The sequence below is a fragment of the Halomonas sp. LC1 genome (assembly GCF_030247125.1).
In the GTDB taxonomy this organism is placed as follows: domain Bacteria; phylum Pseudomonadota; class Gammaproteobacteria; order Pseudomonadales; family Halomonadaceae; genus Vreelandella.
Genome location: NZ_JASSPG010000002.1, coordinates 215,178 through 241,224 on the forward strand (window position 1 = coordinate 215,178; position 26,047 = coordinate 241,224).

At 60.3% G+C, this 26,047-nt stretch carries 22 protein-coding genes; 10 read left to right on the forward strand and 12 right to left on the reverse strand.

Annotated elements, in window-relative coordinates; all coding sequences use genetic code 11:
- Window positions 1-131: 131 nt before the first annotated feature.
- Window positions 132-545, reverse strand: a complete 414-nt coding sequence (locus QIT27_RS03910) for a hypothetical protein (protein WP_285262946.1) — start codon at window positions 543-545, stop codon at window positions 132-134.
- Window positions 546-731: 186 nt separating this feature from the next.
- Here QIT27_RS03910 and QIT27_RS03915 point away from each other — a divergent pair, with 186 nt between their 5' ends.
- On the forward strand, window positions 732-1,649 hold the full coding sequence (locus tag QIT27_RS03915; RefSeq protein WP_285262947.1) for an alpha/beta hydrolase: 918 nt from the start codon (window positions 732-734) through the stop codon (window positions 1,647-1,649).
- Between the two features lie 5 nt (window positions 1,650-1,654).
- Here the strand turns inward: QIT27_RS03915 and QIT27_RS03920 are convergent, their stop codons facing one another.
- The 4 genes from QIT27_RS03920 to QIT27_RS03935 are packed head-to-tail and all read right to left on the reverse strand — an operon-like array spanning window position 1,655 to window position 8,148.
- Window positions 1,655-2,401, reverse strand: coding sequence for a response regulator (locus QIT27_RS03920; RefSeq protein WP_285262948.1), 747 nt, complete (start codon window positions 2,399-2,401; stop codon window positions 1,655-1,657).
- 22 nt (window positions 2,402-2,423) lie between these two features.
- Window positions 2,424-3,848, reverse strand: coding sequence for an ATP-binding protein (locus tag QIT27_RS03925; RefSeq protein ID WP_285262949.1), 1,425 nt, complete (start codon window positions 3,846-3,848; stop codon window positions 2,424-2,426).
- Window positions 3,848-6,946, reverse strand: a complete 3,099-nt coding sequence (locus QIT27_RS03930) for an efflux RND transporter permease subunit (RefSeq protein WP_285262950.1) — start codon at window positions 6,944-6,946, stop codon at window positions 3,848-3,850. The genes QIT27_RS03925 and QIT27_RS03930 overlap by 1 nt, the downstream gene beginning before the upstream one ends.
- Complete coding sequence (locus QIT27_RS03935; RefSeq protein WP_285262951.1) at window positions 6,943-8,148, reverse strand: efflux RND transporter periplasmic adaptor subunit; 1,206 nt, start codon at window positions 8,146-8,148, stop codon at window positions 6,943-6,945. Before QIT27_RS03935 ends, QIT27_RS03930 begins: the two co-directional genes overlap by 4 nt.
- Before the next feature lie 215 nt (window positions 8,149-8,363).
- Between QIT27_RS03935 and QIT27_RS03940 the strand changes: the two genes are divergently transcribed.
- The gene (locus QIT27_RS03940; RefSeq protein WP_285262952.1) at window positions 8,364-8,951 is read left to right on the forward strand and encodes a TetR/AcrR family transcriptional regulator; all 588 of its coding nucleotides are present in this window, start codon (window positions 8,364-8,366) and stop codon (window positions 8,949-8,951) included.
- Window positions 8,952-8,962: 11 nt separating this feature from the next.
- On the opposite strand, the gene QIT27_RS03945 is transcribed toward QIT27_RS03940, so the two are convergent.
- Both QIT27_RS03945 and QIT27_RS03950 read right to left on the reverse strand, forming a co-directional pair.
- The gene (locus QIT27_RS03945) at window positions 8,963-9,766 is read right to left on the reverse strand and encodes a helix-turn-helix domain-containing protein (RefSeq protein WP_285262953.1); all 804 of its coding nucleotides are present in this window, start codon (window positions 9,764-9,766) and stop codon (window positions 8,963-8,965) included.
- A 111-nt stretch (window positions 9,767-9,877) separates the two neighbouring features.
- The gene (locus QIT27_RS03950) at window positions 9,878-10,888 is read right to left on the reverse strand and encodes a zinc-binding alcohol dehydrogenase family protein (protein ID WP_285262954.1); all 1,011 of its coding nucleotides are present in this window, start codon (window positions 10,886-10,888) and stop codon (window positions 9,878-9,880) included.
- A gap of 119 nt (window positions 10,889-11,007) precedes the next feature.
- On the opposite strand from QIT27_RS03950, the gene QIT27_RS03955 reads away from it, so the two are divergent.
- The 5 genes from QIT27_RS03955 (at window position 11,008) to QIT27_RS03975 (ending at window position 17,864) form a co-directional block, all read left to right on the forward strand.
- Window positions 11,008-11,892: a LysR family transcriptional regulator gene (locus QIT27_RS03955; protein ID WP_285262955.1), complete on the forward strand. Its 885-nt coding sequence runs from the start codon at window positions 11,008-11,010 to the stop codon at window positions 11,890-11,892.
- Between the two features lie 30 nt (window positions 11,893-11,922).
- On the forward strand, window positions 11,923-12,807 hold the full coding sequence (locus tag QIT27_RS03960; RefSeq protein ID WP_285262956.1) for an alpha/beta fold hydrolase: 885 nt from the start codon (window positions 11,923-11,925) through the stop codon (window positions 12,805-12,807).
- Between the two features lie 108 nt (window positions 12,808-12,915).
- Complete coding sequence (locus tag QIT27_RS03965; RefSeq protein ID WP_285262957.1) at window positions 12,916-15,099, forward strand: OsmC domain/YcaO domain-containing protein; 2,184 nt, start codon at window positions 12,916-12,918, stop codon at window positions 15,097-15,099.
- 240 nt (window positions 15,100-15,339) lie between these two features.
- The gene (locus QIT27_RS03970) at window positions 15,340-16,803 is read left to right on the forward strand and encodes an alanine/glycine:cation symporter family protein (RefSeq protein ID WP_285262958.1); all 1,464 of its coding nucleotides are present in this window, start codon (window positions 15,340-15,342) and stop codon (window positions 16,801-16,803) included.
- A 44-nt stretch (window positions 16,804-16,847) separates the two neighbouring features.
- Window positions 16,848-17,864, forward strand: a complete 1,017-nt coding sequence (locus tag QIT27_RS03975; protein WP_285262959.1) for an asparaginase — start codon at window positions 16,848-16,850, stop codon at window positions 17,862-17,864.
- Here QIT27_RS03975 and QIT27_RS03980 read toward each other — a convergent pair.
- The 5 genes from QIT27_RS03980 to QIT27_RS04000 form a co-directional block, all read right to left on the reverse strand.
- Entirely contained in the window at window positions 17,861-18,727 is an 867-nt protein-coding gene (locus QIT27_RS03980; RefSeq protein ID WP_285262960.1) for a DMT family transporter, read from the reverse strand. The genes QIT27_RS03975 and QIT27_RS03980 overlap by 4 nt on opposite strands.
- An 85-nt stretch (window positions 18,728-18,812) precedes the next feature.
- Window positions 18,813-20,042, reverse strand: a complete 1,230-nt coding sequence (locus tag QIT27_RS03985; protein ID WP_285262961.1) for a spore maturation protein — start codon at window positions 20,040-20,042, stop codon at window positions 18,813-18,815.
- 75 nt (window positions 20,043-20,117) lie between these two features.
- A complete protein-coding gene (locus tag QIT27_RS03990) occupies window positions 20,118-21,050 on the reverse strand; it encodes a LysO family transporter (protein WP_285262962.1) in 933 nt (310 codons plus the stop codon).
- Window positions 21,051-21,758, reverse strand: coding sequence for a hypothetical protein (locus QIT27_RS03995; protein WP_502875183.1), 708 nt, complete (start codon window positions 21,756-21,758; stop codon window positions 21,051-21,053).
- Window positions 21,759-21,847: 89 nt separating this feature from the next.
- Window positions 21,848-22,783: a 2-hydroxyacid dehydrogenase gene (locus QIT27_RS04000; RefSeq protein WP_159343046.1), complete on the reverse strand. Its 936-nt coding sequence runs from the start codon at window positions 22,781-22,783 to the stop codon at window positions 21,848-21,850.
- A 313-nt stretch (window positions 22,784-23,096) separates the two neighbouring features.
- Between QIT27_RS04000 and doeA the strand changes: the two genes are divergently transcribed.
- From doeA to QIT27_RS04015, 3 genes are read left to right on the forward strand one after another with little or no spacing between them, the layout of a single operon-like run.
- Window positions 23,097-24,296, forward strand: coding sequence for an ectoine hydrolase DoeA (gene doeA / locus QIT27_RS04005; RefSeq protein ID WP_285262963.1), 1,200 nt, complete (start codon window positions 23,097-23,099; stop codon window positions 24,294-24,296).
- A gap of 25 nt (window positions 24,297-24,321) precedes the next feature.
- Window positions 24,322-25,353: a N(2)-acetyl-L-2,4-diaminobutanoate deacetylase DoeB gene (gene doeB, locus QIT27_RS04010; RefSeq protein WP_253017690.1), complete on the forward strand. Its 1,032-nt coding sequence runs from the start codon at window positions 24,322-24,324 to the stop codon at window positions 25,351-25,353.
- A gap of 8 nt (window positions 25,354-25,361) precedes the next feature.
- Entirely contained in the window at window positions 25,362-25,838 is a 477-nt protein-coding gene (locus QIT27_RS04015) for an Lrp/AsnC family transcriptional regulator (protein WP_285262964.1), read from the forward strand.
- The last annotated feature ends 209 nt before the right edge of the window (window positions 25,839-26,047 follow it).

The window sequence follows — 26,047 nt, forward strand, 5'->3', positions numbered from 1 at the left end:
CGAGCGCCAAGCAGGCCAGCCAGGGTGGAAGCGCATGAGACAGGGCGCGCAACGGGCTGCGGGAGGAGTATAGAAACAAACGCGCCCAGCTAAGCTGGGCGCGGAGAGCGTGTTTGACGCTAAATAAACGCTTACTCGGCAGCAGCCTCTTCGGTGTCCATGTCGTGGGTGGAATCGTCATGGTGACCGCGTTTGCCGTGGCCACTATGACCACGCTCCTGGCGGTACTCAGCGTGCATGGCATCACGCAGCGCCTGCTGCTCTTCGTCGGAGAGAATCTCGGCGACACGGGCTTGATGCTCTTCACGCAGTGCCAGGACGGCCTCACGATGCTCGGCGTGGGCCTCATTGAGGGCTGCTTGCTGCTCCTCGCTCAGTTCAGCGCGCTGGTAAACTTCCTGGCGGCGCTCTTCCATGCGCTCTTTCATGGCCTCACGATCCATGCCTTGGCCATCGTGGTGATCCGCTTGTGCGGTGAAGGCTAACGGTGTCAGGGCGACGGCCAGCAGAGCGGGCGCGAACAGTTGGCGAAGTGACATCTTCATGGCATACCTCATCGGTGAATACATGGTAATTTGACGATGTCAGTATTCATGGGCTTGGTGTAAAACGTTTGCACAAAGTGTGCAACAACCGTGACCTTCTCAGATGAGACGAAACGACAAGATAGAGCACGGGGCGGTTGAGCGGTGAGGGGAAACGCCACTACCGTTGGTCAGAAGGAGAGACGCATGCCAGATATTCGTGGTCTACGCCGAATCGTGAGTGTCAGCGCGCTAGCCGTGTGGTTAAGCGGCTGCGGTGTCACGCATCAAGTCAGCCAAGGGGAGCCTGCCATCGAGCAGGGCACGCTGCGCGCCCCCCAGCCGTTTAGCCGCCTGGCTCCTCAGCCCTACACGCCTGAGACGTGGCCCGAAACCTTACGTGCCCAGGTGCTGCTCCCCGAGACGTCAGGCGACGCACGTCGTCCTGCGGCGCTCGTGGTACACGGTGGGGGGTGGCGTAATCGAGGGCCGGAGGATATGGAAGGCATCGCGGCGCAGTTGGCGGCACAGGGGTACGTCACGGTGAATATCGAACACCGCTTTGCCCCTGACTATCGTTTCCCCGCGCAGCTACACGATCTCCAGCAGGCGATGGCCTGGATACACGACAACGCCACTGACTGGCAGATCGATACCGACCGCATCGTCGGTGTCGGCTTCTCCTCCGGCGCGCATTTGGTCAGCTTGCTTGCCCTGGCTGGCAGTGAAGGCCCGTTGGCAGCGCCTTATGGCGGGGAGCATGCGCGTTTGGCAGCAGTGCTGGCGGGCGGGTTACCCAGTGATCTGTTGAAATTCGACGATGGACGTCTCGTGATCGACTTTATCGGCGGCACACGTGCCGAGCGGTCGGAGGCCTACGCGCTGGCCTCTCCGGCCCGGCAAATCACCGCGAAGGCACCGCCTTTTTTCCTGTTTCACGGCAGCTGGGACCAGCTCGTGCCGGTCGATCACGCCACCGACTTCTACGCAGCGTTGAAGGCCCAGGGGACGCCTAGCGAACTCTACCTGCAGCGCGGGCGTGGCCATGTCACGAGCTTCCTGCTGCGCGGAAGCGCCATCGAGGCGGGGATTGCGTTCTTGAACCGTCATGTCGCGTCTGAGTAAGTGGCTTACCCCTCGGGCTGATACTTATAGCCCACCCCATACACCGAGCGGATTATCTCCTGGTCGGGCAGGGCTTCGGTGATCTTTTTACGCAGCTTCTTGATGTGGCTGTCGACCGTGCGTTCGGACACGATGCGGTTGTCGCGGTACATATGATCCATCAGCTGCTCGCGGCTGAAGATCCGGCCAGGCGACTGCATCATCACGCGCAGCAGTTGAAACTCCACGGCGGTCAGCCCTAGGTCATGGCCATTGGCGAGCGCCTGCCAGCCCTCTTCGTCCAGCGTCACCGGGGCATGCTTGGCGGTGGTTGGGGCATCGCCCTGGGCGGCGGCATGGCTTCTGCGCAGCACGGCTTTGACACGCGCCACCACTTCGCGCGGGCTAAAGGGTTTGCAGATGTAATCATCGGCACCCAGTTCGAGCCCGAGGAGACGATCTACCTCTTCCACTTTGGCGGTGACCATGATGATCGGCAGGGTCGGCCACTGTTGGCGAATTTCTCGGCAGAGCGTCAGGCCATCTTTGCCCGGCAGCATCACGTCCAACAGTACCAGCGACGTCGAGTGTTGGGTCAGCCAGGGCATGACGTCACTGCCATGGCTGATAATGGTCGGAGCGAAGTTATTGCTTTGCAGGTAGTCCGCCATGAGGCGGGCAATTTTAGGCTCGTCCTCCACGATCAGTAGGGACGTCTCCTGATAGAGACCGTCTTGGGCGGGAGCCTCGGGGTGTTCAGCACGCTGGGTCATCGCAAGCTCGCTTAGGGTCGGGTTAAGAGACGGTTAACAGCGGAAACCGCAGGGTCCAGGTCAAGCCGCCAAGGGGCGAAGCGCTGGGGGTGAGGGTACCACCATGGGCCGTTACCAGCGCGCTGGCAATGGAAAGCCCTAGGCCGCTTCCGCCGCTGGCGCGGTTGCGGGAACCCTCCACGCGGTAGAGTCGCTCGGTCAGCCGTGACAGCTCTCCCTCGGGAACGCCAGGGGCACTGTCTTGCCAGGTAATCACCGCGTCGCCCCGTTCGCAGGTCAGGGCAACGTTTAGCTTGCCAGGCGGTTGGGTGTAGGCGCAGCTGTTATCCAGCAGGTTGCTCCACAGCTGGCGCAGCCGTTGGGCATCGCCGCGAATCATCACATCATCGGCCAGGGCCGTGGTGAGGCTGAGACCGCTCTCTTCCAGCCAGCGGTCGGCGTCGTTCAGGCGGCTTTCCAGACTTTCGCTGAGATTCATGGGGGCAAGCTGGATATCCAGCGCGCCCGCATCGCTTTGGGAGAGCAGGCGTAAATCGGCTACTAAGCGCTCTAGCTGAGCCACTTCCTGAGCCAGCGAACTTAAGTTTTCCTGATTCAGCGGGCGGATGCCGTCCTGCATGGCTTCAATTTCACCCCGCAGCACGGCCAGCGGGGTGCGCAGCTCATGGGCGGTGTCCGAGACCCAGCGGGCGCGGGCTTCACGGCTGGCTTCGAGGGTGGCGGCCAGCACGTTGAAATCGCGAGCGAGGCGGGAAAGCTCGTCTTTGCCACGCTCCGGCAGGCGGGTGTGGTAGTCGCCTTCGGTCAAACGCAGCGTGGCCCCGGCCAAGGCGCGGGTGCGCCGACCCAGCCACCAGGAGAGCCCGCCCGCCAGCAGCAGCGAGGCCAGCCCCAGCGAGATCACGATAAGCACGAGGTTACGCTGCTGGCGCTCCAGAAAGCGGCTCTCCATGCGCTCCATCATCTCCTGTGGTGGGCGGAAACCTAGCGTGCCGATGGCTTCCCGCTGGCCGCTTGGGGTCATCTCGCTATACAGCGTTAGCCAGCGCCAGCCCATCGAACCGCGTGGCGCATCTACCGGGGGCACCACGTAATCGCCTTCGCTATCGCGCAGAGCGAAATCCTGGGCTTCGCCAAGGGGAGAAGGGCGGTCGCGATGCTCCTGGCCGAGCTCAAAGCGCACAATATAGGGCCAACGATCAGGCGACGTTTCTAACCAAACCCAGTCGCCCTGGGTTTCCCAGCGGGTAATCAGTCCATCGGCGAGCAGCGTGGCCCGCCGCTCCTGGGCCTGATTGAGATACTCCAGAAAGCCGCGGTCGATACTGTACGAGACCGCCAGAAACACGCTCGCCGCGATGGCCACGTTAACGCTGAGAATCGCCACGAACAGCTTTAGCCCTAGGCGCGAGGGCCGCCATTGGCGCAATCGGGTCCATCTACTCATTAGTTCACGCCTTGCTGGCTAGGTTGGCGCGGCGCGTTTAGCCGTTCACGCAGATTTTCCAGCCCTAAATAGAGGCAGGGCACCACCAGCAGCAGAATCATGGTGGCGAAGAGCATGCCAAAGCCTAGCGAAATCGCCATGGGGATCATAAAGCGTGCCTGGCGTGAGGTTTCCAGAATCATCGGCGCAAGCCCCAGGAACGTGGTTAGCGTGGTCATCATAATCGGCCGCAAGCGACGGGTAGCGGCGGCCACAATCGCTTCGCGAGGCGCCATGCCTTCCCGGCGCTTGCGGTTAGCGTAGTCGATCAACACCAGCGCATCGTTAATCACCACGCCGGAGAGCGCTAGCATACCTAATAGGCTGATGATCGACAGCCCAAAGCCCATCAGCATATGCCCGCCCACGGCACCGACGATACCAAACGGTATTGCGGCCATCACTAACAGCGGCTGCAGGTAGCTTCTGAACGGAATGGCGAGCAGCGCATAGAGGGCCGCTAACATCAGCCACATGGCGTTACGCAGGGTGGCGAGGTTGTCGGCGGTATCCTGTTGACGGCCGCCCATGCTCACTTCAAGCCCTGGCCAGGTGTTGCTGAGCGTGGGGAAGACCTCTTCTTGAAGGGTGGCGAGCACTTGGTTAATCGCTTGGTCGCCCTCTGAATCGGCGGTGACGGTGATAATCCGCCGCCCATCGATACGCTGCAGGCTGCTGGAGGCTTGGCTCAGAGTGATATCCGCGACTCTAGAGAGCGGCACGCTCATCCCGTCGGGGGTTCTTATCGGCAGGCGGTATAGCTCGCTAAGGCTGTTGCGCGACTGCTCCGGTAGGCGCACTTCCACGCTCACCTCCTGGCGGCCGATAAACTGCTCCACCGCCGTGGCTCCTTGCAGCGGGCCGCGCAGCGCCTGGGCGAGGTCGCTGCCGGTCAGCCCGAGTGAACGCCCTTCGGCGGAGAGACGCATCTCTAGCTGCGGCTTGCCATCGCCCAGGCCGCTGTCGATATCGGTTAATCCATACTCCCCCAGCCGTTCTGCCAAACCTGCGGCGGCGGCTTCCAGTACTTGGGTATTGGGATGCGAGAGTCGCAGGCTCAGCGCCGCCCCGCTGCCGGGGCCGCCCACGTCAGACTCAAAACGTACCGACTGCGCGCCTAACAGATCCCCGGTGAGGTCCCGCCACTCCCGAGCGATGCGAGAAGGAGGCCAGGCATCGAGGCTTTCCGGCGCGATATCCAAACGTACTTCCAGGTTTTCGCCATCCAGGCTGCTGCGGGTGCTGCTGAAAGTGAGCGTCTCTTCCTGCTCGCTGAGCTGTTCGGCGGCATCAAGTAGCTGCTGGCTAAGCTCGCGGCTCACGCTGATATGGCTGCCAATTGGCAGGGTGACGGTGGCTTGTACCTGATCAGACTCGACCCGAGGCATCAGCGAAAAACCTAACCGCCCGCTCATCGCCCAGGCCATGGTCACGCAGAGAATGGCGACGCCCATAGCGACGGTGAGCAGGCGCTGATTGAGCGCACGCTGCAAGAAGGGCTCAAACTGTTGATAGGTGAAGTGATGCAAACCGCGCTGCATGCTGAGTCGCACCGCTTCGATGGGCCGCTGCCACGCGGGCGTTTGGCGGGGCTTGCTGGCGTGGGCCAAGTGGGCGGGCAGAATAAACAGCGCTTCTACCAGCGAAATCACGAACACCGTGATCACCACCACCGGCACGGTGGCAAAAATCAGCCCCAAAAAGCCCGGCAGGAATAAGAGCGGTAGAAACGCGACGATATTGGAGAGGATGGCAAAGGTCAGCGGAGTGGCAATTTCTTGAGCGCCTTTGACCGCTGCATCTCGCAGCGAGTAACCCTGCTCTCGATAGCTGTAGATGTTCTCCCCCACCATGATGGCGTCATCCACCACGATGCCGAGGGCGATGATAAAGGCGAACATCGACATCATATTGAGCGACACGCCGACCCAGGGTAGAAACAGCATGGCCCCTAAAAAAGCCGTGGGAATGCCTAGCGTGACCCAAAAGGCCAGCCGCGCCTCTAAAAATAGCGCCATCAAAATCAGTACCAGCGCTAGCCCCATCCAGGCGTTTTTCAGCAGCAGGCTGAGGCGGTCTTCGTAAACTTCCGAGCTATCCCGTGAAACGTCCAGGCTGACGCCATCGGGCAGGTTGGCCCGCAGCCGCTCCAACTCGCCGTAAACCGCATTGGAAATACCAGTGGGCGTTTGGTCGCCGATTTGATACACGTCCACCGATAGCCCCGGTTGGCCGTTATAAAATTCCTCCCGGTCGGTTTCGGCAAAGCCTTCGCTCACTCTGGCAATATCGCCGAGCATAACGGGCGCGCCCTGGGCGGTGGTTAAGATAGGCAGTTCGGCAAACTCCTCGGCGCTGTTGCGCCGCCCCTGGTAGCGAATCAGCCACTCACCCTCGTCGGTTGTGAGCTGGCCGCTGGCAAGGTCCAGCGCTTCCTCGGCGATGCGGCCCGCCAGCTGTTGATGATCCAACCCGTAGCGCTCAATGGCCTCGTCATCCAAATGAACCTGGATTTCCCGTTCGCGGTTGCCGGAAAGCTCGGCGCGGGAAATGCCGCTGGTGGCCTGCAGCTCGGCGCGTACGTTCTCGGCGGCGTCGTGAAGCGCGGCCAAGCCCACGTTGCCATATACCTGAAGGCTGACCACGCTGCGCGAGCGGCCTGCCAGGGTGAAGCGGGGCGGGTCGGCGGCGGCGGGCAGGGTGGTGATGGCGTTCACGGATTGCTGAATATCCTGATACGCACGCATCACGTCCACGCCATCAATCAGCGTGGCGCTCACCACGCCACTGCCTTCGCTGGCGCTGGCGGTCAGTTCATCGATGCCTTCCACATCGGCAATCGCGGCCTCGACCGGCAGCAGCAGGCTCTGCTCTACATCCTCCGGCGTGGCACCCGGGTAGCTGATGGTGACCTGAACGATTTCGGTCTCGAATTCAGGGAAGACCTCTTTTTTAATCGCCAGCGATGCCATTAACCCGCCGATGATAAACAGTGCCATCATCAGGTTAGGGGCGACGCCGTGATCCACCATCCACGCCAACGGGCCTTTACGCATCATTGCGCCGCTCCCTCATCCTGAGCGGGGGTATCGCCACGCTGGCGAATCCGTACTTCCTGGCCCTCTCGGGGTTGGGCCAGCCCGGCAGTCACTACCCGCTGGCCGGGCTCCAGGCCACTGCGTATCAGCACTTCTTCCTGGCCGCGATAGGCGAGCGTGACCTGGGTGCTCTGCAGGCGATTATCCTCATCCACCCACCACACCTGCTCGCCGGGGCGAAGTGCGGCTGAGGGCAGCGCAATCAAGGGCTCTTCGGCGGTTGTATGAAACGCCACGCGCAGCACATCGCCCAAGCGCAGGGCGGGGCCGTCCTGGTTGAGCGCCAGCGGATCATCCACGGCGATCAACAGCTGGGCCTGAAGGCCGTTCTCTTCGAGGTTGGGCAGAATAGAGAGCAACGTGCCTTCCCGTGAGGCACCTTCTGGCCAGCCTTGGCTGGTCAGCGTGACGCTCCCCCCCGGCGACAGCCAATTCAGCGTTTCGCCCGGCAGCGAGGCGCGCACCCAGAACTGCTCGACGCCAACCAAACTCACCACGGCGGTGCCTTGGCTCAGCAGGCTGCCAGCGCCCACCAAGCGCTCTTGCACCATGGCGCGCCACGGGGCGGTTAAGGTCGCACGTTCTAGGTTGAGCGCCGCTTGGTCACGCACCACGCGGGCTTGGGTCAGTTGAGCTTGGGCCTGACGGAGCTGCGGTTCACGCAGTACCAGCGCGCGGCGTTCGGCGCTGAGCTGGCGGCCAAAGGATTCGTACTCGCTGCGCGCGCGCTGCTGCTCGGCCTGCTCTAAGGCGAGCTGCGCCTGGGCATTCGCCAACTGGGCTTCGGCGTCTTCTAACGTTAAGCGCAGGTCGGCTTGGTCGATGTGGGCCACAGGCTCCCCTTGCTCCACGACTCGCCCAGGCAGCACGCCATCGCCAAAGCGCTCTAGCTGGCCCGCTACGCGGCTGGCAAGCTCGGTGGATTTTTCTGCCTCAACGCGGCCAAAGCCATTCAGCGTGGGGGATTGCACCTGCTGTTCCGTGGTGATGATATCGACCACCGGCGGCGTTGGCGGTGGCGGCGGGCGGCGCTCGACCCGGGGTGGCTGGCTAACGATCCACCAAGCGAGAGCTAAACCACCGACAAACACCAATAGCGCTGCCAGAGCACCGAAGCCGATGCGACCTTGCTGAGAAAAAGCGTAAGAGCGAGAGGGGGTCATGGACGGGCGTTATCCGTTGGCTGAGAGCGAAAATTCCAGAAAAGAGCGCGTATCATGCTAGCATCACCGATTGCCACGCAGCGATTAGGTAAGCTTTGTGCAAAAAGTGTGCAACCCGACGTGACGGGGCTTTTTTGCACCAAACGCTGACGCAGCAAGCAATAGCTGCCATCATTCATATGAAAAGCCATAGACTCCCTGGTCTGTATGACGTTATGAAAAACACCGCCACCCGCGACAAACTCATTGATTCTGGTGCCGAGCTGATTGCCCAGCAGGGCTATAACGCGACGGGTATCAATGCTGTATTAAAAACCTGCGGTGTCCCCAAAGGCTCGTTCTACCACTACTTTTCTAGCAAAGAAGATTTCGGCTTGGCGGTTATCGAGCGCTTCGCCGACGATTACGATGCGTCGTTAGCGGCGCTGCTGGAAGACCCCTACCTGCCGCCCCTGGAGCGTTTGCGCCGCTACTTTGCCACCGGGCGCGCCCATATGCTCGACTGCGATCACACCACCGGCTGCTTGATCGGTAATCTGGGTCAGGAGCTTTCCGGGCAGAGTGATACCTTCCGTGATGCCCTGAATCTAGTGTTTCAGCGTTGGGAAAAACGCTTTGTGGCCTGTTTGAGCCAAGCCCAGGCCGACGGCACGATCAATACCGCCGTTGCCCCTGAGGCGCTGGCCAGTTTCATTCTTTCCGGATGGGAAGGGTCGATTCTGCGGGCCAAAACGCTCAAATCTCTGGCCCCTATGGAAGACTTCGAGGCCATTTTGTTCGATCACGTACTGGCCCCCCGCTAGCCTGCCAAGCATCAATGGCGGGCTCGGAAGTGGTAATCCCCACTGGCCACGTCGTTGTTCACGGCGGCGAGCAGCGAGGCATCCAGCGACGGGTCATCCAGCGCGACCAAGCCGCACTGTGACAGCGCGTCTCGCAGGCTAATTTGCTCATCCAAGCGTTGATAAACCACGCGCACGCAGCAAGGCATGCGCTCGCTATTATCCGCCACGCCCATTTTCAGGCCCGTTAACCGCGTTACCTGGCTTTGAAAGCTGGGGAATAGAATGGTCTGGGTGATCTCGTGACCGTTGAGGGTTTCGTGGTCGACCAAAAACAGCCGGTCGGCCAGCTTGACCGCTGCCCCGACATAGCGGTTATGGCAGGGGCGTTTCCCCGGCACCACCTGCATTCGCTCGGTGCGCTGATACACCACGCCGCCTTCTCGCTCTTCCAAACACACCAGCGTGCGCATTAAATAGCCGGGGCGCGACATAGAGTGATAAAGCTCGAAATAGCGCCCTAGATAGCGCTCCATGCCTTCGCTGCCGCGCTGAATTAGCGCGTTGGGCCAGGGCAGCGAGGTGCTCGCAGTGTCGGCATTGAGCTGGCCGGTTTGTACCAGCGCCCGAAAATCGTGGTGGGGCAGGGCAATGTCGTCTGGCGTGACGCCAAAAAAGTGGCAAATACGCTGGAGCGCGGCATGGCTGGGGTAGTAGCGTCCGCTGAGGTAGCGGTTGAACTGCGCCCGGTTGATGGGCAGGCGACGACACACGTCGGCAATAGAGGGGTAGTAGCTGCACAGCAGGCGCAAATTGGCCACAAATTCATCATGCATGGGCGAGACTCGAGGCTCTTGGGCGGTGGCGGTGCGGCTAATGTGCCGCCTTGCGCCCAAGAGTGCAACGGCTCGCTCTTTACGTCCGCTTAAAATAAGCGGTGCGCGTGGTTAGAAGCCCTCTAACACCAGCTTACCCACGGTGCGGTTGCTCTCAATCAGCGCGTGAGCGCGCGTTAGATTGTCGGCAGTGATGGGGCCAAGCACCTCGCCCAGCGTCGTGGTTAAACGGCCGCTATCCACCATGGCGGCGACTTCAGCCAATAAATCGTGCTGCTTGGCAATGTCCTCGGTGGTAAACAGCGGCCGCGTGAACATCAGCTCCCAGTGCAGTGACAGGCTCTTGAGCTTGAGTTTGCGCACGTCGATCAGCTCCGGGTCATCGATCAGCGCCAGTTTACCCTGGGGCTTCAAGGCATTGATGATCGCCTCAAAGTGGTGGTCGGTTTGGTTCAGGCTGATCACCATATCCACCTGCTCGTAGCCTGCCCCTTTTAGCGCTTCATCCAGCGGCTGGTGGTGGTCGATCACTGCATCAGCGCCTAACGACGTGACCCAGGCTTGGCTTTCCGGGCGAGAGGCCGTCGCAATCACGGTGATATCGGTGAGCTGCTTGGCGAGCTGAATCAGAATCGAGCCAACGCCACCCGCAGCGCCTACCACTAAAAGGGTTTTGCCTTTGGTGTCGCGCATGCCCAGCTCTAGGCGGTCGAACAGCAGTTCCCAGGCGGTAATGGCGGTTAACGGCAGGGCGGCGGCCTGGGCGTCGGAGAGGCTCTTCGGCGCTAGGCTGGCGATGCGCTCATCGACCAACTGGTACTCAGCGTTGGAGCCTTGGCGTGCGATGCTGCCCGCGTACCACACCCGGTCACCCGGCTGAAAGCGAGTGACCGCACTGCCCACGGCATCGACCACGCCCACCGCGTCGTAACCCAGCACGCGCGGCTCGCCGCCGTCGGGCAGCGCGCTCTTGCGCACCTTGGCATCCACCGGATTAACGGAAACCGCACTCACCGCGACGCGAATATCGTGGGGCTCGGGGGTGGGCAGCGGAAGCTCAACGGCATGCAGGGCGTCTGGGTGGTCGATCGGCAGGCTTTTGGTAAACGCAAATGCTTTCATGGTTGCTCTCTGAGGGATGATGAATGGCGTCATCATGCCTGGGTGTCGTTTTATGAAAAAGAGGGCTAATGTAGCTAACAGTTTCTCATTTTCTTTGAAAATAAGGGCGCCATCGACCCATGCGTACCGATGACCTAAACGTGCTTGTCTACGCCGCCGAGCACGGCAGCCTTTCCGCCGCCGCGCGGGAGCTGGCGATTACCCCAGCGGTGGCTAGCGTGGCGATCAAACGGCTTGAAGACGCGCTAGGCACGCGGCTGCTGGTTCGCTCTACCCGCAGCTTGCGGCTAACGCCCGCCGGGGCGCACTATTTAGTGCATGCGAAAACGGCGCTGAGTGCCCTTGCCGAAGGGGAAAAAGAACTGCACCGCGAGCGCCAGGAGATAGCGGGAGAGCTCAGCCTTTCCATGCCGTCTGATCTGGGCCGCAACGTGCTGCTGGGCTGGCTGGATCGCTTTATGGCGCGGCATCCGCAGCTGCGCCTGCGGCTTCGGGTGAGTGACCGGGTGAGCGATCTGTTTCGCCAGCCGGTGGAGATTGCCCTGCGCTACGGCGTGCCGGAGGATTCCAGCCTGGTAGCCCTGCCGCTAAAAAGCGATAACCACCGGGTAGTGTGCGCAGCACCAAGCTATATTGCGCAGCACGGCGAGCCTGCCACGCCGGAGGCGCTATGCCAACACAACTGCCTCTGCTTCAACCTGGGTGAGCGGGTGCACAACCAGTGGCAGTTCGGCAGTGAGCGTATCAGCGTGCAGGGCAATCGGGTGAGCGACGATGCCGAGTGTGTACGCCGCTGGGCGCTGGCGGGAGAGGGCATTGCCTATAAATCTCGCCTCGATGTTCAGGCAGACCTCGATGCAGGCCGCTTGGTGGCGCTGTTGGCCTCGTTTTCTACCGAGCCCGCGCCGCTGTATCTCGTCTGCCCGCATCGGCTGTCGCTCACGCCTGCCGTGGTCGCGCTGAAAGACTTTCTGATCGAGCGGTTACAAGAGGACGCCAAGTGAAGAGCATCACCTATCCGCGAGGAGCTAGCCATGTTTGCAGGGTTTGAAAAACATACGCGCCGCGTTAACGGCGTCGAAATTGCCTATCGGATGGGCGGCAGTGGCCCGGCGCTACTGCTGCTTCACGGCCACCCGCAGACCCATATGATTTGGCACAAAGTTGCGGCCACGCTTACCCAGCACTTTACGGTGATTGCCGCCGACCTGCGCGGCTACGGCGACAGCAGTAAGCCGGATGACGACGCAGCGCACTTCAATTACGCCAAGCGCACCATGGCCGCCGATATGGCGGAGCTGATGAGCGCGCTGGGGTTCGAGCGTTTCAAGGTGCTAGCCCACGACCGTGGCGCGCGGGTGGCGCATCGTTTAGGCGTTGACTCCGCCGAGCGGGTCGAGCGCATGGTGCTTTTAGATATCGCCCCCACGCTGGCCATGTACCGTGGCACCAATGAGGCGTTCGCCCGCAGCTACTGGCACTGGTTCTTTCTGATTCGCCCCCAGCCGCTGCCAGAAATGCTGATTCAAGCCGATCCCGCTCAGTACTTAAAAAGCGTGATGGGCGCCCGCAGCGCGGGCATGGCACCGTTCGCGCCAGAAGCGCTGGCGGAGTACGAGCGCTGCCTGGCGCTTCCCGGCACGGCCACCGGCATCTGCGGCGACTACCGCGCCAGCGCGACTATCGATTTAGAGCACGATCAGGCGGATATCGATGCGGGTGTGAAACTGACCTGCCCCATCAACGTGATGTGGGGTGCCCAAGGGGCGATTGAAGCCTGCTTTGATGCCCTGGGCGAGTGGCGCAAGGTAGCGACCCAGGTAGAAGGCAAGGCGCTGCCTTGCGGGCACTATATCGCCGAAGAGATTCCTGACATGCTGTTAGAGAAAGCGCTGCCGTTCTTGCTGGTTCCGCAATAAGCGATTCACGCGACTGCCCAAGACGAAGCGGGCAAAAAACTGGATAATGGCCGCCATTCGCCTGATGCGTTGGCGCTCAGGCACACTCATTACTCCGGACGCCCGCTTATGGAAATCAAAGTTAACTATCTCGACAACCTCCGCCTGGAGTCCAAGTTCGACGATTTTACGGTTATCTCCGACCAGCCGATTCGCTACAAAGGCGACGGCTCGGCCCCTGGCCCTTTTGACTACTTCCTGGCGTCGTCGGCCATGTGTGCCGCCTACTTCGTTAAGGTGTACTGCAACGCGCGGAATATTCCCACCGAGAATATTCGCCTGTCGCAGAACAACATCGTCGACCCGGAAAATCGCTACAAGCAGATTTTCAAAATCCAGGTCGAGCTGCCGGAAGATATCTCGGAAAAGGATCGCGAAGGTATTCTGCGCTCCATCGACCGCTGCACGGTGAAGAAGGTTGTTCAGACTGGCCCCGAGTTCCAGATCGAAGTGGTCGAGAACATCGACGAGGACGCTCAAGCGCTGCTGATGGGCGCGCCGGAAGGGGGCAGCACTTACATCGAAGGCAAAGACCTGCCGCTGGAGCAGACCATTGCCAACATGAGCGGTATTTTGGCCGACCTCGGCATGAAGATTGAGATCGCCTCCTGGCGCAATATCGTGCCCCACGTGTGGTCGCTGCATATCCGCGATGCGGCTTCGCCCATGTGCTTTACCAACGGCAAAGGTGCGACCAAAGAGAGCGCGCTCTGTTCAGCGCTGGGCGAGTTTATCGAACGCCTGAGCTGCAACTTCTTCTACAACGATCAGTTCTTCGGTGAAGAGATCGCGGGCAGCGAATTCGTTCACTACCCTAACGAGAAGTGGTTTAAACCAGGGCCGAATGACGAGCTGCCGAAAGGCATTCTCGACGAGCACTGCCTGGATATCTACAACCCCGAAGGCGAGCTGGGTGGTTCGAACCTGATTGATACCAACTCGGGTCGTGAAGATCGCGGCATTGTCGCGCTGCCCTTTGTGCGCCAAAGCGATGGTGAAACGGTCTACTTCCCCTCCAATCTGATTGAAAACCTGTTCCTCAGCAACGGCATGAGCGCGGGCAACACCCTGGTGGAAGCTCAGGTGCAGTGCCTTTCAGAAATTTTCGAGCGGGCGGTGAAGCGGGAGATCCTCGAACAGGAATTGACCCTGCCCGACGTGCCGCAAGAAGTGCTGGCCAAGTACCCGAGCATTGTCGAGGGCATTAACGCCCTGGAAGCCCAGGGCTTCCCGGTGCTGGTGAAGGATGCCTCCATGGGTGGGCAATTCCCGGTCATGTGTGTGACGCTAATGAACCCGCGTACCGGCGGCGTGTTTGCCTCCTTCGGTGCCCACCCAAGCTTTGAAGTGGCGCTGGAGCGCAGCTTGACCGAGCTGCTCCAAGGCCGCAGCTTCGAAGGCCTGAACGACCTGCCGCTGCCAACCTTCAACTCGCAGACCGTCTCTGAGCCCAACAACTTCGTCGAGCACTTCATCGACTCGGTGGGCGTGGTCTCCTGGCGCTTCTTTAGTGCCAAGCCTGACTTCGAGTTCAGCGAATGGGACTTCTCCGGCAGCAACGAAGAGGAAGCCGAGACCCTGTTCGGTATTTTCGAAGAGCTGGGCGCGGAAGTGTACATGGCAGTGCATGAAGACTTAGGCGCGCCGGTCTGCCGCATTCTGGTGCCGGGCTACTCCGAGGTGTACCCGATTGAAGACCTGATTTGGGACAACACCAATAAGGCGCTGGACTACCGCGAAGATATTCTCAACCTGCACCGTCTGGATGACGACCAGCTTACCGATCTCGTCGAGCGCTTGGAAGAGAGCCAGATGGACGACCACGCGGATATCATCACGCTGATCGGTATCGAGTTCGACGAAAACACCGTGTGGGGCCAGTTGACCATTCTGGAGCTGAAACTGCTGGTCTACCTAGCGCTTGGCCGCCATGAAGAGGCGCTGGACTGCGTGCAGATGTTCCTTCAGTACAACGACAACACTGTTGAGCGCGGCCTGTTCTACCAGGCGGTGAACGCGGTGTTGGAGATTGAGCTGGACGACGAATTGGCGCTGGATGACTACTTGCCCAACTTCAAGCGCATGTTCGGCGAAGCGACCATGGAGGCCGTCGTGGGTTCAGTAGACGGCAGCGTACGCTTCCACGGCCTCACGCCCACCAATATGCAGTTAGAGGGCTTGGATCGCCACCAGCGCCTCATCGAAAGCTACAAGAAGCTTCACGCAGCGCGGGCGGCAAAAGCGGGCTTCTAACGGCAGTTATCGGTGAGCAACAACAGCGGTGCGTGGCCTTCAGTGGCCCGCACCGTTTTTTTATGTGGTGCACTCTGGTGCAGTGATTGGCGCAGTGAGTGCAACCAACTGCACCGCTGCGCCAAATTTCATGGCAGGCTTGGCTTGGTACAACACTCTTCGCGCATCTCAATAGCAAAAAGACGCGGTCGTTAACGACGCAACTTCCATAACGCTCAATAATAACGCGGAGAGTATCCCATGCTCGATATGCTCAATGACCTCCTCTGGGGAAAGGTTCTACTCGTTTTACTGGTGGGAGTGGGGATCGGTTTTACCGTTGCCTCCCGCTTTGTGCAGTTTCGCTATTTCGGTGAAATGTTTCGCATCCTGGGCACAGGACAAGCCTTCAAGCGTAATCAGCACGGCCACTTAAGCTCCTTCCAGGCGCTGGTGCTGTCGGTGGCTGGCCGTGTAGGCGGCGGCAACATTGCCGGTGTGGCCGTGGCGATTACGCTGGGCGGCCCCGGTGCCGTTTTCTGGATGTGGCTGGTGGGCCTGATGGGCATGGCCACCAGCTTTCTGGAGTGTACGCTGGCGCAAACCTATAAAGAGGCCGAGGGCGACGGCACCTACCGTGGCGGCCCGGCGTACTACATCGTCAAAGGCCTGGGTAAGCAGTGGCGCTGGCTGGCGGCGTTCTACTCGGTGCTGCTGCTGATTACCTTCGGCTTTGCCTTTACGGCCCTGCAGTCCTATGCCGTTGCCACGTCGTTTGGCGACGCCTTTGGCGTGCCGGTGCTGTACAGCGGTATCGCGTTGGCCATGTTGGTGGGGCTGATCATCTTTGGCGGTATCAAGCGTATTGCCCGTATTTCCGAGTATCTGGTGCCGTTCATGGCCGTGGGCTACATCGCCGTGGCGCTGCTGGTCATTGCGTTGAACATCACTGAGATTCCTGGCGTGATCGCGCTGATCGTGAAGAGCGCGTTTGGCCTGGAGCCGCTGGTGGGCGGCGGTATTGGCGCTGCCATCATGATGGGCTTGAAACGCGGCCTGTTCTCCAACGAAGCGGGCCTGGGCAGTGCGCCCAACGTGGCCGCCGTTGCCTACGTGCCGCACCCGGCCAACCAGGGCATCGTGCAGGCGTTCTCGGTGTTTATCGATACGGTGATCATCTGCTCGGCCACGGCGTTTTTGATTCTGCTCAGCGGCGTATACGACCCGGCCGCCGGTGCTGGCGTTGAAGGCATTGCGCTGACCCAGGCTGCTCTGGCAGACCACGTGGGCGAGTGGGGTCGTACCTTTGTGAGCCTGGCGCTGCTGCTGTTCGCCTTCAGCACCATTTTGTACAACTACTACCTGGGCGAGAACAGCCTGAACTTCTTCAGCCGCGATAACCAGAACCTGTTCAACGCCTTCCGCGTGGCGATTGTGCTGCTGGTGTGCTGGGGCGCGACCACGGATCTAGGCACCGTGTTCGGCTTTGCCGACGTGACCATGGGCCTCTTGGCGGTGGTGAACCTCGTAGCGCTGATCCTGTTGTTCAAATGCGGCCTGCGTATCATGAACGATTTCGATAGCCAGCGCCGTCAGGGCATCAAACAGCCGATTTTCGACGCTAATCAGCACCCGGATCTCGACCTGGACCCCAAAGCGTGGGAACTGGAGCCCGAAGAAGCCGAAGCGCTGAAGCAGCGCCTGGAAAGCGCGCCGGCGAAGTAAGTTTGTTTCTGTTCACTCGACTGTACATCAGGTAAGGAGTGCTCATGCCCCGCGTCCTCATGCTCTACACCGGCGGCACCATTGGTATGCAGCCATCGCCCCAGGGGTATGTACCCAGCGCGGGGCTGGCCGAGCGCTTAGCGGCGCACCTGGCCTTGGGCGACCCTTACCGGCTGCCTGCTTTCGATGTGGTGGAAATGCAGCCACTGATCGACAGCGCCGAACTGATGCCCGAGGCGTGGAATCGCCTCGTGGCCGTGCTGGAAAGCCACTGGCAGGCTTACGATGCGTTCATCATCCTGCACGGCACCGATACCCTGGCCTATAGCGCTGCGGCGCTATCGTTTATGCTCGGTGCGCTCAACAAGCCGGTGATCTTCACCGGCTCCCAAATTCCGCTGGGTGAGCCAAGATGCGACGCGCTGAACAACGTGGTCAGCGCGCTACAGCTGGCCGCTCATCCGGCCACGCCCTGCGAAGTGAGCCTGCTCTTTCATGACCGGCTGCTGCGCGGCAACCGCGCCCGTAAGGTGCGCACGCAAGGTCTGGATGCCTTCGATTCTCCCAATTTTCCCTGGCTGGCTGAGATAGGCATTGGCATTAGCTTTCCCCAACCGTCGGCGCTGCTCAGCGGGGAGCCCAGTTTTTCACCCCTTCAGCTAGACGACGACGCGGTGGCGGTACTGCCGCTGCATCCTGGTATGTCGTTAAGGCGTGCCAAAGCGCTGCTGGAAGATGCCACTCTCAAAGGATTGGTGATCTCAAGCTACGGTGTGGGCAATCCGCCAAGCTTTGAAGGTGAACTGCTAAACGCAATGCAAGCCGCTAACGAGCGGGGTGTGGCGCTGCTCAACGTTACCCAGTGTGCCCAGGGGGAGGTCGTTCAAGGCGCCTACGCCACGGGGGCGGCGCTCAATCAAGCGGGCGTGATCGCCGGGGGCGATATCACGCTGGAAGCTGCCGTCGCGAAGCTTACCGTGCTGCTTGGCCAAGGGCTTTCTGGGCTAGCGCTGCGTAAAGCGCTCAGTGCACCTATTCGCGGCGAGGCGACGGCCCGTTAGCGAGATGTCACGCTCAGTGCGGTCACGGTCAGTAAGATAATCCCCATGCCGACCATCTGAATCATCTCTAGATTTTCACCCAGCACCACCACCCCAAACAGCGTGGCGGTGACCGGCTCGACCATGGCCACCATGGACGCTAACGCCGGGGCGGCGTGTTTGATGCCTACCACATAAAGCAGAAACGACAGGCCCGCGCCCAAAATACCCAACGCCACAAACAGCGGAAGCTCTGGTGCGCTGACCACGCTGATGGTTTGAGACAGATCGGCTGGCACAATCAGAACGACGGCCAGCACCGTGAAGGCAATCGAAAGCACGGCGGAGGGGCTGCCATGGGGCGCGGCGTATTTGAAGCCAAAAATGAACAGTGCGTAGGAAAGTCCCGCCAATAGACCCGTGGCGACGCCCATCAGCGACAGGTCACCTGCGCCAATGGCGTACAGCTTGGTCAGTAGCACCACGCCCACCATGACCAGCGCGATGGCCAGCCACTTTGCCGCTGTGGGGCGCTCGAGCTTGAGCGCAAACGAAGCCAGATAGACAAACACCGGAGCGCAGTACATCAAGGTAGCCGCCACCGCCACGCTGCCGTGTTCGATACTGAGAAAGTAGAAGGTAAAGTTGCCCGCCACCCCCAGGCCCGCCACCACTGACCAGCACCATAGCGACCTGCTGGCCAAGCCGCGACCGCCCCGTTGCAGCACAAGCCACACCAGTGCGAAGACGAGCCCAACAAAGCCGCGATAAAACGAGACCACGGCAGCGTCCCAGCCGCTATCTAACAGAACCCCCGCGATGCCTCCAGAAATACCCCAGAAGAGCGCCGCGAGCGCAATCAACATCGTGCTGGCGCCTAGCATGACTCACCTTTCGTCCATGAATGGTCTGGCGTGGCTTTGAAAGGTAGACGCTGTCACCAGTGAACGAAAGCGTGGGAGTCACTTCTTAACCAAAGAACCAGTAACACACAACAATGGCGGTAGTAATGCCCGCCGCGTCGGCTACTAACGCGCAGCCCAAGCCGTGGCGAATGCGGGTGATGCCTACGGCACCGAAGTAAACCGCCAGCACGTAAAACGTGGTTTCGGTGCTGCCTTGGAAGGTGGCCGCCAGTAGCCCAGGGAAGCTATCGACACCAAAGGTGTTCATGGTTTCGATCATCATGGCACGGGAGCCACTGCCGGAGAGGGGCTTCACAAAGGCGGTGGGCAGCGCATCCACAAAGCGGGTGTCCCAGCCGATGCCCTCAACCAGCCAGCGGATACCGCCAAGCCCGGCATCCAGCACGCCGCTGGCGCGCAGCACTCCCACGGCTACCAGCATGGCAATCAGGTAGGGCAGTAGGGTGATGGTAAAGCTCAGGCCCTCTTTAGCCCCTTCGATAAAGGCGTCGTATACTTTCACTCCGCGCAGCGCGCCAACCACCAGAAACATCATCACAATGCTAAACAGGGTCAGATTGCCTACCAGGGTTGAGGCCGCCGCCAGCGCCTGAGCGGACATCCCCGCCAAGGTAGTGATCAATAGCCCTAACGCTAACGCAGCCGCCACTAAATAGGCCAACACGACAGGGTGCCAGAGCTTTAAACGCTGCATCACCGCTACCGCCAACAGCCCAGCCAGGCTAGAGGCGCTTGTCGCTAACAAGATCGGTAAAAAGACCAGCGTCGGGTCGGCGGCTCCCTGTTGGGCGCGGTACATAAAAATAGTGACGGGCAGCAGGGTGAGCGACGACGTGTTGAGCACTAAAAACAGGATTTGCGCGTTGCTGGCAGTCTCACTGCTGGGATTAAGACTTTGCAACGAATGCATCGCTTTGATACCGATCGGCGTGGCGGCGTTATCCAGGCCGAGAATGTTCGCCGCGAAGTTCATGCTAATCAGCCCCATGGCCGGGTGGCCGCGGGGCACTTCTGGCATCAAGCGGCTAAAAAGCGGGTCGAGTACCCGCCCCAGTAGTCGTATTAATCCCGCTTTTTCAGCAATGGAAAGAAACCCCAGCCACAGCGTCATGGTGCCCAGCAGCACCAAGATAATATCGACGCTCACTTTCGCCATATCGAACAGCGACTGCACCAAGCGGGCAAACACGTCGCTGTCGCCACCCACCAACCACTGCCAGAGCGATGCCGCAAAGGCGGCAATAAAGAAGCTTAACCAGGTTCCGTTGAGCATGGCGGGTAGGCGTCCTTGGTCATCAAAGAGGGTATGCGCTTGCTGCGTATCCTAACCAAGGAGCGCCCGTGCGTGCTAACTCGAAAGCGAAAGAAAGAACAGAATCAGCGGCGGGGAGAGCAGCGAGAGGATAAAGCCGCTCACCACGGCAATGGGCACGCAGGCCACGCCGCCGTGCTGCTGGATGACGGGCAGGGTGAAATCCATGGAGGTTGCCCCGCCGTAGCCAATCGCCAGCGCGGTGTGGCGGTGAATGACCAGCGGGATCAGGATAAACGCCAGTAGCTCGCGGGTAAGGTCGTTGAAGAACGCCACACCACCCATCAGCGGGCCAAGCTGGTCGCCAATCAGGATGGCTGAGAGTGAGTACCAGCCGAAGCCTGAGGCCATCGCGAGGCCCTCGTTCCAGCTCAGCGCAAGCAGCGGGGCGGCTAACAAGCCCGCTAGCAGCGAGCTAACGGCCAGCGTGACCGCAATGGCGAGCCCCAAGCGGTTGAGCAAAATTTGCTTCAGCGGCATACCGGAGTTGCGTAGCTGGCAGCCAATCAACACCAGCAGTAGGTACAGCACCCACTCGGCTAGCCAGTCAGCGGTGGTGAACAGCGCCTCGCCAACCATTGGCCCAAGCAGCAGCCCCATGGTGACACCCGCTGCCACCACGCCCACCAGCATTAACGAGCCCTGCATGGCGGCCAGCTTGTTGGTAGGCGCATCTTGCACTACCGGCGAGCCGCCCGCGCTTAAGCGCACTCGCCGAGAAAGCCACCATAGTGCAGCTAAGTTAAACAGCGTGGTGATGCTAAATAGCAGTAGGGCGTTGCCACCCAAGCGGGAGAGCTGGCTGCCCAAATTCTCAAGCCCGGCGAGGCTCACGCCCATCAACAGCAGAATCAGGTACACCGAGCCGCTAACGGCTCGGTTGATCAGGTTCAGCAAGCGGGTCGAACGGACACGTACCAAGTAGCCCAAAAATAGCGGCAGTAAAACGATCAATAGGCCAGAAAGCATTTAGGGAGCGTTACCCCCGGCGGGGTTGAATTGGGTCATGGTGAGCGTCGTTTGTCTGCGTCCCTCTTTCTCATACGTGGCAGAGAGGATGAGTCCCGGCCATTCGGGATGAAAATTGATCAGCAGGTGACGATCAGGCTTCTCGGCATCGATCAGCGTGACCTGTTTGGCCTCGAACTCACCGGCAGGCACGCGGGCTGTGGTGGGCGCATTCACATAGTACTGAAAGTTTTCGTCCCGCCCGCGATGGTCCACGAAGCTGATGTCACAGGGGCTGCTTTCTGTGCAGCCCTCGGTGCCTGCCCGGCGGGAGAGGTCGAAAAGCGCGGCCTGACGGTCGATGGAGCTAATATCGCCCTCGTTGAGCTGATAGCTGTCACCCACACCGAAGAGCGAATAGCTGCTGTTGTAGAGCAGTGAATGAGTGCTGTCGTCGTCAATCGAAAAGCGGCTGCGCTCCTGGCCGCGGGCCACCGCAATGGAGAAGCTCATATCGCTCAACCAGTGCGAGCCCTCGTTGGTGAGCGTATGCGTGATGGTCGCGCCGGGCCAGCCGCGAATCTCTAGCCGGTACTGCGCCTCGAACGGTTGTGGAGACACCAATGACGCGCCATCATCGGCAAGCGCAGCGGTGCTTGTCATCAGCAGGGCACCCAAAGCAGCGCCAATCAAGCCGCGTTGCGCGGCACGAGCGAGTGTGTGATGCAAAGGCCCTTCCTCCATCCAGTCTGTTGTCCTAAGAGCCTTTAGCGAGCGCTTGGTTCCTTGGGCGAGTATAGCGAGCGCAGGGGGAGCCGTCAGTAGCCCATTGCCGGGTTCACGGTGGCCAGTGGCTCCCCTGCATCGAAAGCATGCAGGTACGAGATCACCTGATCGATGGCGTCGTTCAGTGGCGTGGGCGCCGCCATATGGGGTGTGACGAGGACCTTGGGGTGTTGCCATAACGGGTGGTCAGCGGGCAGGGGCTCTTCATGGAAGACATCCAACAGCGCGCCGCGCAGATGACCTGAATGCTCGTCCGAACCCAACGCGTTCAGCAGCGCCTGCTCATCGATCAAGCTACCGCGCCCAGGATTGATGACACTTGCCCCTTTGGGAAGTTGGGCCAGCCGCTGGGCGTCGAGAATGTGCCGAGTCGCTGCCGTGTCAGGCAGGATCGTCACCACGCTTTGCACTTGGCTCAACAGCTCGTTCAGCCCGTCATCGCCGTGTAGGCAACGCACGCCGCTGATCTTTTTAGGCGTGCGGCTCCAGCCCAAGACGGGAAAGCCCGCCTGTTGAAGAGCGCTGGCGACATAGCTGCCGATGGCTCCTAGCCCCAATACGCCCACTGGCCAGCTCGCTTTATCGGGCACGGCATGGGGCTGCCACCGAGCAGTGGGCTGCTGCGCGGCGTAGCGATCCATGCTGCGGTAGAAGTGCAGCACGCCATAGAGCACGTAATCGGCCATGAGCTCGCTCATACCCGCGTCGCGCAATTTCACGATGGGCACGTCTTTGGGCAGCCCGGGGGTCTTGAGCAGATGATCGACGCCTGCGCCTAGATTGATAATGCCTTTTAGCTGGGTTTGTTCCTGCAAAAGGTGCGCTGGCGCTTTCCATACGGCCAGGTAGTCGGCGTTGATGCGCTCGCTAGCAGGCGCGTCGCTGGTGAGAACGGTCGCCTGAGGCAGCGCTTCGGCAATGGCGTGTTGCCACTGTTCTGCGTCGTCGATATGCACCACGATTTTCATACCATCTCCTGATCATCTGCCCAATGCCGTTGCCCACTATCATGGGTGAGAGCGATAGGCGTGCGCAACCCGCGCTATGCCTGACGCTGACCTCGTAAAGGCGCTGTCAACATTCGAATGAAGGGGGCGTTAACGGCATATGAAATTTTTGTCATAAAGGTTTTGACCGGCAACCAAGGGTGGGTGCTAGTATCGGCTTAAGACGACATTGGCGGGCCAACAGCGGCGGTGGCCAGGTCGATCCTGTGGCCCAGCGCGGCAAGCCACTTTGGCTTGTGCTGGTTCTTAGTGATCTTTGATGGCGAGTTGCCCGATGACTGAGGTTTCCCTGCCTTTCACTCGTGAAGAGTATGCGAACCGCCTGTGGAAGGTGCGTACTGAAATGGCCGTTCGCGGCATCGATGTACTGATCGTCAGCGACCCTTCCAACATGGCGTGGCTGACCGGCTACGATGGCTGGTCATTTTACGTTCACCAGTGCGTATTGGTGGGGCTGGAAGGCGAGCCGGTATGGTTTGGTCGCCGTATGGATGCCAACGGCGCGTTGCGTACTTGCTGGATTCATCCCGACAACATCACCTACTACCCGGATTACTACGTCCAGAACCCCGATATGCACCCGATGGAGTATCTGGCGCAATCGATCATGCCTGACCGTGGTTGGCATACCGGCGTGGTGGGCATGGAGATGGACAACTACTACTTCTCCGCCAAAGCGTATCAGAGCCTATTGAAAGAGCTGCCCCATGCGCGGTTTATGGATGCTAACGCGCTGGTCAACTGGTGCCGGGCGATCAAGTCGCCCCAAGAAATTGCTTATATGCGGATTGCGGCCAAAATCGTCGAAGGGATGCACTCGCGCATTCTTGAAGTGATCGAACCCGGCCTGCCCAAGAGCAAACTGGTATCAGAAATTTATCGTGTCGGTATCGAAGGGTTTATCGACGAAAACGGCAAAGTATTCGGTGGTGACTACCCGGCCATCGTGCCCATGCTGCCGACCGGAAAAGACGCAGCTGCCCCGCATTTAACCTGGGACGACACGCCGTTTCGTACCGGAGAGGGCACGTTCTTCGAAATTGCTGGCGTGTTTAAACGCTACCACGCCCCTATGTCGCGCACGGTCTTTCTGGGCACACCTCCCACCGACTTCATTCGTGCGGAATCGGCGCTATTGGAAGGGATCGAAAACGGCTTAGCCGTTGCCAAGCCCGGCAACCGCACGGCAGATATCGCCATGGCGCTGGGGGCTGCGATGGATAAATACGGCTTTGACCGTGGCGGTGCCCGCTGTGGTTACCCCATCGGGATCTCCTATCCGCCCGACTGGGGCGAGCGCACCATGAGCCTGCGCCCCTCGGATGAAACCATCCTGCAGCCCGGCATGACGTTTCATTTCATGCCTGGCCTCTGGGTCGATGACTGGGGCCTGGAAATCACCGAAAGCATCCTCATTACCGAAGACGGCTGCGAAACCCTGGCAAACTTCCCCCGCCAGCTGTTCGTTAAATAGCCGCGCACAAGACAAGGGACACACAATGACGCATCAACCGAACCAACTGCGGCCAAGCCCCATTTCCGCCACCGTTGATTTCGACGCCGACGGCGTGCAGCACGGCTTTTTAAAGCTGCCAATCTCCACCGATGAATCGGCTTGGGGCGCGGTGATGATCCCCGTCACGGTAGTAAAAAATGGCGAAGGCCCCACGGCACTGCTCACCGGCGGCAACCATGGCGATGAGTACGAGGGCATCACTTCGCTGTTGAAGCTCTCCTCAACGCTGAAAGCGGAAGACGTGACCGGTCGCGTGATCATCGTGCCCTGCATGAATACTCCCGCGGTGATGGCGGGCAAACGCACCTCGCCCATGGACAAAGGCAACCTGAACCGTAGCTTCCCTGGCGACCCTAACGGCACGGTGACCTCGCAAATTGCCGACTACTTCACCCGCGTGCTGGTGCCCATGAGCGATGTGGTGCTCGACCTGCACTCCGGCGGCCGCACGCTGGATATCCTGCCGTTTGGTGCGTCTCACGTATTGGACGACAAAAAGCAGCAGCAGGCAGCCTTAGAAGGTGCCAAAGCGTTTGGCGCACCTTACGCCATGGTGATGTTCGAGCTGGATGCCGAAAAGCTATTCGACACCGCCTGCGAGCGCCAGGGCAAAGTGTTTGTGGCCACTGAGTTGGGCGGCGGCGGCACCTCTACGCCGCAAAGCATTGCCATTGCCGAGCGTGGCGTGCGTAACTTCTTAATTCATTACGGCTTGGTAGCCGGTGACGTGGAGATGCCCAAAGGCGGGCAGATGTACCTCGATATGCCGGATGCCAGTTGCTACGTGCAGAGCCAACACTCCGGCGTGTTGGAGCTGTTAGTGGCGCTGGGGGATGAAGTGAAGAAAGGCCAAACCATCGCCTACGTCTACGACATGACCCGCAGCGGCACGGCTCCCGTGGCCTACCAAGCTGAGCGTGACGGCATTCTCATGGCGCGCCGTGCGCCGTCGCTGATCAATATGGGGGACACCCTGGCGGTGATCGCCGATGTTGTCGAACGCCTGGAGGCGTAGCCCCCGGCATGATGAAACTGGACCGTTTTGATCTCAAAATCCTCGATATCCTCTCTCGGGACGGGCGCATCACCAAGTCGAAGCTGGCCGAGGCGATTAACCTTTCGGTCAGCCCCTGCTGGGAACGGGTAAAACGCCTGGAAAAAGCCGGGGTGATCGAGGGCTACACCGCGCGCATCAATGCGGAGGTGTTGGTGCCGCGCAACCCCGTGTGGGTACAGATCGAGCTCAAACAGCATAACGCCGACAGCTTTGCCCGCTTTGAAGCCTTGGTGATGCAAACTCCCGAGGTGACCGAGTGCGTGGCCGTCGGCGGTGGCGTCGATTATCTGGTGAAGTTCGAAGCCCGCACCATCGATAGCTACCAGCGCTTGATGGATAAATGGCTGGTGTCGGAGGTGGGCATTGAGCGCTACTTTACGTATATCGTGACGAAGACCGTCAAGCATCAGCCGATTGGCATCGACCCCAGCGCTGCGCTTTAGCCGCTTTGCCTTGCGGCCAAAAAAAACCATCATAAAACGTCTTGCCACAAAAAAAGTGCCGGAAAACACCGGCGCTTTCAAAAACACTTCGTGGCGGTTCTCCCTTACGCTAGGCACATCGATTCAGCGCGGCCATTGGGCCGCTGTGATAACCCTTTTGATGTGCACGGTTTGTCGCCCTCACTTGGCTTCACCGTACTGGCTGCAAC